General features: G+C 27.7%; 12 protein-coding genes. 3 read left to right on the forward strand and 9 right to left on the reverse strand.

Features of this window, described 5'->3' with window-relative positions; translation table 11 throughout:
- Positions 1 to 26 precede the first annotated feature (26 nt).
- The 7 genes from KQI36_RS08300 to KQI36_RS08330 form a co-directional block, all read right to left on the reverse strand.
- Entirely contained in the window at positions 27 to 1433 is a 1407-nt protein-coding gene (locus tag KQI36_RS08300) for an MBOAT family O-acyltransferase (RefSeq protein WP_216450527.1), read from the reverse strand.
- 38 nt (positions 1434 to 1471) lie between these two features.
- A complete protein-coding gene (locus KQI36_RS08305) occupies positions 1472 to 1963 on the reverse strand; it encodes a DUF4358 domain-containing protein (protein WP_010298156.1) in 492 nt (163 codons plus the stop codon).
- Positions 1964 to 2230: 267 nt separating this feature from the next.
- Complete coding sequence (locus KQI36_RS08310; RefSeq protein WP_216450528.1) at positions 2231 to 3022, reverse strand: GDSL-type esterase/lipase family protein; 792 nt, start codon at positions 3020 to 3022, stop codon at positions 2231 to 2233.
- Positions 3023 to 3442: 420 nt separating this feature from the next.
- Positions 3443 to 3940, reverse strand: a complete 498-nt coding sequence (locus KQI36_RS08315; protein WP_010298161.1) for an SEC-C metal-binding domain-containing protein — start codon at positions 3938 to 3940, stop codon at positions 3443 to 3445.
- A gap of 93 nt (positions 3941 to 4033) precedes the next feature.
- Positions 4034 to 4609 carry a GerMN domain-containing protein gene (locus KQI36_RS08320; RefSeq protein ID WP_010298169.1) on the reverse strand — a complete coding sequence of 192 codons (576 nt, stop codon included), beginning with the start codon at positions 4607 to 4609 and terminating at the stop codon, positions 4034 to 4036.
- A gap of 36 nt (positions 4610 to 4645) precedes the next feature.
- Positions 4646 to 5431 (reverse strand): MBL fold metallo-hydrolase, encoded by a 786-nt coding sequence (locus KQI36_RS08325; RefSeq protein ID WP_010298172.1) that lies wholly within the window; start codon positions 5429 to 5431, stop codon positions 4646 to 4648.
- A gap of 23 nt (positions 5432 to 5454) precedes the next feature.
- On the reverse strand, positions 5455 to 6714 hold the full coding sequence (locus KQI36_RS08330; protein ID WP_216450529.1) for a UDP-N-acetylglucosamine 1-carboxyvinyltransferase: 1260 nt from the start codon (positions 6712 to 6714) through the stop codon (positions 5455 to 5457).
- A 591-nt stretch (positions 6715 to 7305) separates the two neighbouring features.
- Here KQI36_RS08330 and KQI36_RS08335 point away from each other — a divergent pair.
- Together KQI36_RS08335 and KQI36_RS08340 are read left to right on the forward strand one after the other, a co-directional pair.
- On the forward strand, positions 7306 to 7848 hold the full coding sequence (locus KQI36_RS08335) for a hypothetical protein (protein ID WP_010298178.1): 543 nt from the start codon (positions 7306 to 7308) through the stop codon (positions 7846 to 7848).
- Positions 7849 to 8091: 243 nt separating this feature from the next.
- Positions 8092 to 8523, forward strand: a complete 432-nt coding sequence (locus tag KQI36_RS08340) for a DMT family transporter (protein WP_216450530.1) — start codon at positions 8092 to 8094, stop codon at positions 8521 to 8523.
- 102 nt (positions 8524 to 8625) lie between these two features.
- Here the strand turns inward: KQI36_RS08340 and KQI36_RS08345 are convergent, their stop codons facing one another.
- A complete protein-coding gene (locus KQI36_RS08345; RefSeq protein ID WP_010298184.1) occupies positions 8626 to 9519 on the reverse strand; it encodes a selenium metabolism-associated LysR family transcriptional regulator in 894 nt (297 codons plus the stop codon).
- Positions 9520 to 9742: 223 nt separating this feature from the next.
- Here KQI36_RS08345 and KQI36_RS08350 point away from each other — a divergent pair, with 223 nt between their 5' ends.
- Positions 9743 to 10966, forward strand: a complete 1224-nt coding sequence (locus KQI36_RS08350) for a S8 family serine peptidase (RefSeq protein WP_216450531.1) — start codon at positions 9743 to 9745, stop codon at positions 10964 to 10966.
- 27 nt (positions 10967 to 10993) lie between these two features.
- Here the strand turns inward: KQI36_RS08350 and KQI36_RS08355 are convergent, their stop codons facing one another.
- Complete coding sequence (locus tag KQI36_RS08355) at positions 10994 to 12244, reverse strand: competence/damage-inducible protein A (protein WP_216450532.1); 1251 nt, start codon at positions 12242 to 12244, stop codon at positions 10994 to 10996.
- Positions 12245 to 12419: the final 175 nt, after the last annotated feature.

Below are 12419 nucleotides of genomic sequence, written 5' to 3' on the forward strand. Positions count from 1 at the left end.
CTCTTTTAAGCTAATTATTCATACTTCTAAAATCTAAAGTATAAGAATGGATTATAAGTTTCATTAACTAAATAAGCCACTGATATAACTAACATTATTAAGTATATACTTGGTAGTATTACTATCTTTAAAGTTTTTAGTTTTATTTTTATAAAATCAACTAATCTTTTTAAGATAGGTGTTGAACATATTATAACTGCTATGATTAATCCTATATTAGTTGTGAAATAATACATTGTCATGCTATCCATTAAAGGATTGCTATTAAGACCAAACATAACTTTTATGTACTTTAAGGCACTGTTTAATGTTTCTACATCAAAGAACACCCAACCGATTATAACTAATACCATTGCATATAAATTAGCAATAAATCCAGGCATTTTTTCAAGCCATTTTAATAAAAACATTTTCTCTATTACTAATATACATCCAAAGTAAAGTCCCCAAACTATAAAGTTCCAGCTTGCTCCATGCCAAAGGCCAGTAAGAAACCAAACTATAAATAAATTTCTTAAATGTTTAGCTAGTGAAACTCTATTACCACCTAACGGTATGTATACATATTCTCTAAACCAAGAGCCTAAAGATATATGCCATCTACGCCAAAATTCTGTAATACTCTTTGATATATATGGGTAATTAAAGTTTTTCATAAAATCAAAACCTAGCATTTTTCCAAGACCGATTGCCATGTCTGAATACCCACTAAAATCAAAATATATTTGGAAAGTAAATGCTATTATACCAAGCCAAGCTCCAATCACAGTAACATCATTTATTGGCGTATTTTTAATAGTAGTCCATATAATTCCTATGTTATTAGCTAGTAAAACTTTTTTAGCTAAGCCTACTATAAATAATTCGCATCCTTCTCCAAACTTTTCTAGTGTTTCATGCCTACTATCTATTTGTTTTGCAACTTCTCCATACTTTACAATAGGACCAGCTACTAACTGTGGGAACATTGTAACATACGCACCAAAAGATATGATGTTTTTTTGCACTGGAATCTTATCTAAATAGACGTCTATAGTGTATGACATTGTCTGAAACGTATAAAATGATATACCTACAGGTAATGGTAAAGTTTTTGCTACTAAATTTAGACCAAGTAATCCATTAACGTTTGCTATAAAGAACCCGTAATATTTAAAAAATGCTAAAATTCCTAGATTAATAACCATAGAAATAATAAGAACAAGTCTTGCCTTGCTCTTATTATCTCTATATTTATTTATAAGAATTCCGTTAGTATAATCAAACACTGTTGAAAATAGCATTATTCCTATATAAACAGGCTCACCCCATGCATAAAATATAAGACTAAATATCAATAATACTAAGTTTCTTATTCTTTTAGGGGATATATAGTAAACTAGTAATGTTACAGGTAGAAATACAAATAAAAATATTAAACTACTAAATACCAATTTACGTCCCACCTTAATTATTAAATTTTATTTTTATATTATTTTAAAGAACCATCAAAAGCTTCTTCTATTTTTTCTGCATCCTTTGATACTGCTAATAATATGTACGTTCTTTCAGATTTTAAAACCTTATTTTCTACTAAATTATATTGTTCTGGAAGATAATCTTTAAATCCTTCACCATTTTCATTTACCTTTGCTTCGATTTGTTTTTTCATATCTTCAACTTTTGCTTCATCTTTAACTTTTATAACAGCTACTTCATCAGCTTGTAAGTTTGTTTTTGGTATGTAAAATGAAATTTCTTCTATATCCTCTGACTTAACGCCAACAAACTTCTCTAATTTTTCTTCACTACCTTCTTGCATATCTGCAAATTCTGTTGAATTTTTTATGTTTTCTATTACTTCTTTTGTCGTTGGGTTTTTCTCCTTAGTACTTGTCCCACAACCAGTTAACATTCCTACCGTTAATATTGCTCCAAAAGCAATTGCCATTATTTTTTTTGTTTTAGTGTTTCCTTTTAACATAATTTTCATCCTTTCTGTATTTAGACATACTCAAATAAATAATAAACTAGTATTCTCACTTATTTGCCATTAATACTTTGTCAATAAAGCCCATGTATAGCCCCACTATTGCTAGATTCACCTTTTTCTTATGACAAATATGCTTTAAATTTTTAATTTCTTACTTCCTTTTTATATGCCTTTAAAATTTTATGTACTGATTTAATTAACCTAACTTTTCATTCTCAATTTTTAAGTAGCTAAGTTTAACTCTACTTTCCCTTATAATTAATGTAAATTGTTTTTTATTTCATCTATCCATGTGCTATAAAAAGTTCCTTTTACATGTTTACCATCTGGCTCAAAAGAATTATCATTTCCTTTTAAAAGCTTACCAATATCCATATAATTAACCCTTTGTCTCACACACATATCTACAATCAATTTATTAACTTCTTCTATACGAGTATTAGTAATTCCATTTGTAGCATCCTCTCCAAAACTTGCTACTGGAAATACTGATTGAACATATATAGTAGAATTTGGTACTTCTTTTTTTATATCTTCTATTAGTTTTTCATATTGTGAAATAAAATCTTCATTTTTAGAAAAACAAATCAAATCATTCATTCCATAAAGTATAAATATATTTTTAGGATTTATATCTTTTAATTGATTTACATAACTTACTGCAACTTCAGTAGTATCTCCTTTATTAGCTAAAACTCTTTTATCCTCTACTAATTCATAAAAAGAGAACCCTTCCGTTATAGAATCTCCCATAAATGCAGATGTTGTTAAAATATTTTCATCACTGCTTGTCTTATTATTTTCTTTATTGTCGCTTTTATCTTCTTTCTTCTCTTTAACTTCTTCATTTGTTTTAGAGTCTTCTAACTGTTTGACCTCTTCTTTTTTGACTTCTTCTTTTTTTCCATATACCAATTCATTTTTTTTATTTACACTCTTTATATAATTAATCATTGGCATAGATGCACCAAATATAATAATCAAACATACTATTATTGCCATAATTAGTCTTTTCTCGTTAACCACAACATACTTTTTCTTTTTGTTCATAATGCACCTCAAAACATCTATGTTAAAACTTTTAAAGTTAAATACCTACATTAGTGTATATAATATACTTTAATACTAAACTATATTATCACAATTAAAAGCTATTTTAATATAATTTTTAACACTTTTACATAAAAATTTTATCATTTAATATAGCAAAATTAATTACAATAATATTAAATTATAACTAATTTTATATTATTTTTTTAAAAATCTAAACTTTACTATTGTATTTTTTAATAAATTTAAAATTATTAACGTTTTGTTTAAAATTTTTAAACTCCCTATATACACTTAATCCCATGAATAATCAACAATTTATTTTAAGTTAAAAGTTATTAAATAAATTTAAATTGGAGCTTATTTCCCTAATAATTGTGTATTAAAAAAGCACCCTATAAGGGTGCTTTATCATAAATGCTATTTTCCACAACACTTTTTGTATTTTTTACCACTACCACATATGCATGGATCATTTCTTCCTACTTTAGTTTCTTTAACTATTACTTTAGAAGCTCTCCATTCTTTTGTTATCTCTTTTCTTTTTTCTTCTGAGAATATTGCATTCCATTGTGGTAATTTGTATAAGTAATCAGCTTTAGATTCTAACATATTGAAATATAATTTTTCAAAATCAATTTTCATATCTATTTCAGCATTTGCATCCATTGACTCTAAATCTAATTCTTTTTCTATACTTTCATTTATTCCATCTAAGAATCCCATAAATTGAACATCTGTAACACCATATTCTTCAGCTAATTCATTTATTTTTCCCTTAATTTCTCCATTTAAATTAGTTAATGCTTTGCTATATATAGTAGTTTCAACTCTAGCATACTCTTTCCAGAATTCTGGTTCACCTTTGCTTTTCACAAAATCAACTACGTAATTTGTCCATTCATTATATAAACTCATGTTATTATCTCCTTTATGAATAAATTAAAATTTATCTACTTCGTTAATTATAATAAAACTTTTGATTTGTTTCAATATTTACTTAACTTCATTCTATTTAAGCTTTAATCCATTAATATCTTCCTGTGAAAACGGTTTTGAAACATCGTAATTTCCACCTATTGTTTGCAAATTTTTATTATCTATAGTTAGCATAACCTTATCAATACTACTTAGCTGAGTAAGGGACGTAGCTAAACAAGTAAGTGTGGTTTTTTCTTTATTCTCATTCATTTCAACTTTTGCAGCTTCACTTAAATTCACATATGCAATACCATCTTTAATAGAAAAGCTTAATAATCTTGTGTCTTTAGGGAATATTGCTTTAGATTGACTAACTACTGAAGGGCCTTTTAAAAGCTCTTGAACTATTATTTCTCCTAACAATTCTTCCTTATCAACTAGTCTTTCTTCTTTTAAAATTTTAGATTCACTATCGTTTTCAGTTCCATCAAAATATAATGTTAAATCTAAATACTCTCCACTTTCTTCTTGTTTTACATTTAAATTCTTGATTTTTTCTCTATTTAAAGCACTATTTTTATCTTTCTTATCGTAATTTATAAAAGATAAAACACCTATTATAGTAAAAGCAATTATTAATATTATTATTATTGATTTCTTTTTCATAACTGCCCCCTTATACTTATTATTAGCATAATATCATTATACACATATAACATCACTGTGTTTATCTCTATTTGCCATAGTAATATTTACATCTGTTCCTATTTGAACCTTGTTTTCCTTTAAAACGCTTATAACTGTCTCATATGCTAACTGTGGATAGTTATTTGTTTTGCTCAAGTGTCCTAAATATATATTTTTAAGATTATCTCCTAAAATATCTAATATAGCATTTCCACAAGCCTCATTAGATAAATGTCCAATATCACTTAAAATTCTTTTCTTAAGTACATATGGATATGGTCCAAATTTAAGCATTTCAATATCATGGTTACTTTCTAATAAAAATACATCTGCCTCTTTCAAAACATTTTTCACTTCTTCTGAAAAATGCCCTAAATCTGTTGCTACTGCTGCTACCTTATTTTTGCTTCTAAATGCATAACCTCTAGGATCAACAGCATCATGATGTATTTTAAAGTTTTCTATAGTCATATCTTTTATGTCTATGTATTTCTTATCAAGAAGCTTTATATTTTCCATCTTTAATTTACCTAGTTTGCTTTCCATAGCATTCCAAGTAAGCTCATTTGCATATATAGGTATATTGTGTTTTCTTGATAATACACCTACAGATTTTATATGGTCTATATGTTCATGAGTTACAAAAATACCGTCTATTTCCGAAGGGTTTTCACCTATATTAGTTAATTCCCTTTCTATGTTTTTACCTGCAACTCCTGCATCTATTAAAATTCTAGTATTACCATCTGATACAAATACACTATTTCCGCTACTACCACTAAATAATGGACAAAATATCATAAACTTCTCCTTCTCTTAACTTACTAATCACACTTTGCTCTTGTAATGTCTCCACCTAAGCGTTTAAACTTTTCTTCTATATTAGGGTACCCTCTATCTATATGTTGTATTCCTTCAACAACAGTAGTTCCTTCTGCAACTAAACCTGCTATAACAAGTGCCGCTCCTGCTCTTAAATCTGTTGCCTTAACATTAGCACCTTTAAGTTTTTCTACGCCATCAATAACAGCAACTCTTCCCTCAACAGTTATGTTTGCTCCCATTCTATTTAACTCTTCAACATGTTTTAATCTATTTTCATATATACTTTCATTTATTACACTTCTGCCCTTTGAAACAGCTAATAAAGTACTCATTGGCTGTTGTACATCTGTTGGGAATCCTGGGTAAGGTAATGTTTTTATGTTTACACCCTTTAAGTTTTTATCTGATTTAACGATAATATTGTCATCACCCTCTATAACATCAGCTCCCATTTCTATTAATTTCGCTGATATAGACTCAAGGTGTTTAGGTATAACGTTCTTTATTTTTACTTCTCCTCCACATGCAGCTGTAGCTACCATGAAAGTCCCTGCTTCTATTTGGTCTGGAATAACTGAGTAATTGCATCCTACAACCTCATCTACTCCTGTTATTTTTATTGTATCAGTTCCTGCACCTTTTATTTTTGCGCCCATACTATTTAAAAAGTTTGCTACATCAACTACATGCGGTTCTTTAGCAGCATTTTCAAGAATAGTAACACCTTCTGCAAAAACAGCTGCAAGCATGACATTTATAGTTGCTCCAACACTAATTACATCAAAGTATATGCTTGTTCCAACTAATTTTTCTGCTTTAACACTAACAGCGCCACATTCTATTGTTACGCTTGCACCTAAAGCTTCAAATCCTTTTATGTGTTGATCTATAGGTCTTGAACCTATAGGGCATCCCCCTGGAAGTTCTACTCTAGCTTCTTTAAATCTTCCTAAAAGAGCTCCTAAAAAGTAATATGACGCTCTCATTTTTCTTACATGTTCTGTATTGGCATTAAGGCTCTTAACAACTGTACTATCTATAATTAAGGCCCCTTCTTTTCTTTCAACTTTGCATCCTAAATATTCAAATATTCTTTCTATACAATTAACATCTTCAATATTAGGTATATTATCAATACAGCATTTTCCCTTGCTCGCTACTATAGCTGCTGGTAAAATTGCTACTACTGCATTTTTCGCTCCACTTATTTCCACTTCTCCATATATGGATTTACCACCATTAATTATTAATTTTTCCATTACGGTATCATCCTCACTATTTAATATATATTAAGTTTATCTTGCATCCTAAAAATCATACATATCATATTATATCATATACAAATTACATTATTAATACGAAATTTTAAAATATATCATTTATTCTACATCTAATATAAAGGCTATCATACTTATATGCAAGATATTTATGCATTTTACAAGAATTTTAAAGGTATTTAACCCTTTTTTAAATTATTGATATACTGTTCTAAACTAAATTTTAAATTTATGAATTCATAATATTAACATTATACTAATAGTTAAGAGTTATGGTGATTATTAATCACTATATTTTTTATATCATCAAATTATAATAAAACTAGATTCCAGTTCCATACTAAAACTATTAACTATTACTTTTTAACTATTAAATAAAAACTTTTAAAGTTTTTATACCAGTAATTAAAAATATTATTTATAAACTTATTTCTATGTAAATAACCTTATAGATAATATTTTTAATGAATCCTTCCATTATTTATGATATAATATTGTTTATTATAAATTAACGAGTTTTGGCGCATTATATTAAGTGTGTCAATTTAAAACCTTGGGTTATGGAGGATAGTTATGAAATATTACTTAGTTGCCGTTTTTGATGAAAATTCATCTTCATCTCTTACAAAAATACAAAAGTCCATAAGTAAAAAATATAAATTATATAAAAATACACCTGTGCTTCATATACCTTTAGGTGTAGTAAATTCTAATGATTTTCAAAAATTGGATGAAGCAATGCTTAAAGTTTTAGCACCATATAAAAATTTTAAAATTATGATAGATAATAAAATAGTTTTTAATGATAGTTTTAATACGCTAGGCTTTAAAGTAGAAGATAAAGGATATATAAATAAGATTTTAAGAAGTGTATTTAATACTTTTCCAATTTATAATGTCAATATAAAGATGCCTAATAACGGTAATCTTAACATTCCTATAGCTAATGCTAATCATAATACGAGAAAAAGTGCTGGGAATGGAACATTATACATAGATCCACATTTTGAAAAAGATTCATACTTATACACAGCTAAAATCTGTAAGTTTGAACTTTGGAAACAACCAACATCTAATAGAGAAATGATAAAATCTTATCCACTAAAAGAATATTAAAATTTAAAACTAATTATAGTTATTTTAAAATGAAATGTATTATTGCATTGATTTTAACTAGCTTAATTAGTTTTTTTATGCATTTACTTAAATTTAATCTTTTAAACAATCTTTTATTATAATAATCTATTACTCCTATAAAACTCAATAGGAAATATTTAGCCTTTTTAATATATCCCTTTCATAAGTATATTGAATATGACTAAATTTATTGGTTACACTAATCCTGAGGACGGTGATTTTATGTTAGCTGTAATAATAGCAATAATTTCAGGTGTAAGCATGAGCCTTCAAGGTGTTTTTAATACTAAACTGTCTGAAACTGTAGGGCTTTGGGAAACTAATGTAATCGCTCAAGGGGTTGCTCTTGTTGTTACATTTATTGTTATGCTTTTTGCTGGTAAGGGAGATATAAAAGCAATAAAAGATGCAAATAAAATATATCTTTTAAGCGGAGTTTTAGGTGCAATTATAGTTTATACTGTTATGAAAAGTATCTCTACCTTAGGTACTACTTATGCAATATCCATAATATTAGTTGCTCAACTAGTTGCAGCAGCACTTATAGATTGTTTTGGATTATTTGGCATTGAAAAATGTTCTTTTGGTTTAAAAGAAATATTGGGCATTGTAGTTATGATTGCAGGAATAATTCTTTTTAAGTGGCAAAAATAAAAAAGATGCATAGCATCTTTTTTTAGTTTATTAATTTATTAACTGATAACAAAAATTTAATGAATAAATTTAAATGTGAGCTTATTTCTCTATAATTACACCTTATTCTAAATTATATACTTCTTTACACATATTTAAAAAGGCTGTAGCTATTGGTGTTAACGTTCTCTTAGCACTAACAACTAAATACATACTTCTTTTAAGATTTAATCCATCCACAGTACTTATTTGCATGTTTTCATCTTTTAATAAATCCTCACATAGTGCTTTTGATAAAATAACTACCCCTAATCCAAGTTTTAGCATTTTTATTTGAGCATCTAAGTTATTAACTTCACATAAAACTTTCAATTTATGGTTATCCAAATTTGCTTCATCTAGTGCAGTTTCTAATGTTTTTCTTGTTGCAGATTCTTTTTCTCTTATTATAAAATCACAATTCAAAAGTTCATCAATAGTTAATACCGCTGGAAGACCTAACTCTTTTTTAGAAACTATAACTAGCTCATCCTCCATTATGTCATAACTTCTTATTTTATTATTATGTACGGTAGTACCTACTAATCCGATTTCACAATTTAATTCTAATATATCTTTAATTATTCCTACAGAGCCTTGCTCTTTAATATTAAATTTAACATTTGCATAAGTATCATTAAACTTTTTTATAAGCCTTGGTAATATAGCATTACATGGAGTAGTACTTGCTGATATATTTAATCTACCGGATATGTTGTTGTTAAAATTAGACATTTCAACTATAGAATTATTCCTAGTATTTATTATATCTGTAGCGTATTCTAAAAATAACTCTCCTGCAGGAGTTAAATTAACTTCCTTAGACGTTCTATCAAAAAGTTGAATCTCCAGTTCCTTTTCCAAACTAGCTATATTAGAGCTTATAGTTGGTTGTGAAAGATAAATAGCATTTGCTGCCTTTGAAAAACTTCTTAATTTTGCCACCATAATAAAAGCTTCTAACTGTTTAAAGTCCATACTTATCCCCCTCACTCATTATATCTACGTAATCTATTATGAATGTAATGATTTGAAAATTCAATAGCATTTATCAAAAAAATGAATGGTATACAATTTTTTATATATTTTTAATATTCTTTTATTATTCTAATGTAAATTCATTAAAATTTTTTACTTAAAGTTACATTTATTTCATGTATTCATATAATATATTGATGTATCAATTCTAGGAGGATATTTTATGCTTTCTTTAAAAAGGAAACTATCTCCCACATTAAGAAAAGCTATAGAAAACAATTTTTATAGTAAATATAGGGTCATTGTTGAATATAGAAATTTAAAGGATGATTTAGTTAAAAAAATTAAATACTTAAATGGTGAAGTATTATTTTCTATAGATACTATTAACTGTATTGCTGCTAATTTAAGTACAAATTGTATAAATCGTCTTATAGAGCTACCAGAAATTAAATATATAATTTTAGATGAATATGCATTTCTTTGTGGTAGAACTGTTCTTTTATCAAATGGTGTTTCATTGCAAAGTTCTGATAATATCATTAAAGGAGATTACAAACTTAGTGGTAAGGGGGTAGGCATTGGCTTAGTGGATAGTGGTTGCTATCCCCATAAAGATCTTTTATATCCAAACAATAAAATTAAACACTTTATAGATGTTATAAACAATTATACTTATCCTTATGATGATAATGGTCATGGTACTTTTATCTCAGGAATACTTTGTGGAAGTGGTTATGAATCTAAAGGAAGATATCGTGGTGTTGCAATTAACAGCCATTTAGTAGTTGCTAAAGCTTTTGATAAAACAGGAAAGGCCTTTCTTTCATCTACTTTATTTGCGATAAATGAAATTTTAAAGTGTAGTGAAGATTATAACATTAAAATACTATGTTTACCTTTTGAAACTTATACTATTGATAGTGATTTTTTAGATATTTATTCCAAGCTATTTAAAGTTTGTATAGATAAGGGTATAACCGTAGTAGTACCTTCTGGTAGCAATTTATCATCTGAAAATAGTATTAAAGGATTTGCCGTTTTAAAAGATGTTATAACTGTAGGTGGTATAGATACTACTTCTGCTAGCAAAATTTATTCTTATTCTTCTTGTGGATCGTCAAAAACTCTAGCTAAACCAGACTTTATATCTGCAGCTGTAGATGTTATCTCTCTTAATTGTAATACTAGCTATATTTCAGAGCGAAATGGCTTAAAGGTGTATCCTCCAAAACTTAATAGACATTATATTGATGTAAGTGGAACTTCTGTGTCTTGCGCATATATTGCTGGAGTTTGTGCACTTTTATACGAGTACAATCCACAGTTAATATTTAAGGATGTCTATGGTCTTTTAAAAGTATCTTCTAGATTAATAAAAGAAAAGAAATATATGCAAGGTAATGGGGTTATAGATTTAAGTAAAATCTTGCCTAAGAAGCAATAAAAGAGATGAATTAATCATCTCTTTTTTTTATTTATTAATATCTTTACTTATACATAATTTTCTTCTTAAGAAATCTAAGGCACACTGTGTAGCACGATTTCGTATTTGTTGTCTATTTCCTAAAAGGTTTAACTTTTTAGTTGATACTTTACCATCAATATAAACACCAATATACACAAGACCTACTGGTTTTTCATCAGTTCCACCACCTGGACCTGCAATACCTGTTGTTGATATACCAATTCTTGCACCACATCTCTTAGCTATACCCTCTGCCATCTCTTTTGCCGTTTCACTACTTACTGCTCCAAACTCTTTTAAGGTTTCTTCTTTTACACCTAAAGTTCTCATTTTAGCATCATTACTATATGTTATAGCACCTTCTAAAAATACAGCTGATATACCTGGATAATTTATAAGTTTTGCTCCAAGTAATCCTCCTGTACAAGATTCAGCCGTTGATACTGTAAGATTGTTTTCTACAAGAAATTTTCCTAAAACATCTTCTAATGTATCGTCACCTTCACCATATAAATTTTCTTTAAATATTTCTTTTAATTCTTCTTCTATAGGAACTATAAGTTCTTTTGCCTTATTTTCATTTTCTGCTGTTGCTGTAATTCTAAAAGTAACCTCTCCGTCTTTTGCATAAGGTGCTACTGTAGGATTAGTTTGATTTTCTATTATGTGACTAATCATTTCTTCTGCTGCACTCTCGCCAATTCCAATAACCCTTAAAACTTTTGATGTTAAAACTACCTTTTGAAAATTTGAAAGATAAGGAACTACAGAATTTTCAAACATAGGCTTCATTTCTTTTGGTGGCCCAGGTAAGTTTATAAGTATTTTATTGTTCTCATTTATAATACATCCTGGTGCTGTTCCATTGTCATTTCTTAAAACTATTGCATCTTTAGGGAAATAAGCTTGTTTTATATTATTTTTAGCCATTTCCCTTCCCATCTTTTCAAATCTATCTTCTATTCTTTTTAAAGATTCTTCATGTAATACACTTTCTTTTCTAAAAAATTCAAAGGATATTTCTTTTGTTAAATCGTCTTTAGTTGGCCCTAACCCACCAGTAGTTATAACTAAATCTGCTCTTTTAAAAGCCAACTCATAAGTTTCTTTTAACCTTTGAGGGTTGTCCCCCACTACAGACTGATGATAACAAAATATACCTAGCTCACTTAATCTTCTAGACAAGTATTGTGCATTAGTATTTAAGATATCCCCTAATAATAATTCTGTTCCTACAGCTATGATTTCACACTTCACATTAATCACACTCCTTTGTTTTTTATAGGGTCCAAAATTAAATTTTAAACTTATTCATTTATCAAATGAGAAAATTCAAATTAACATTTTCTCAATAACTAACAGATTATTTTAGTTAATAGTTAATAGTTATGGTTATTACTACTCACTTCGTTCCTAATAATTCTCAACGTAC

The sequence above is a fragment of the Clostridium senegalense genome (assembly GCF_018916625.1).
Taxonomy (GTDB): Bacteria; Bacillota; Clostridia; order Clostridiales; family Clostridiaceae; genus Clostridium_J; species Clostridium_J senegalense.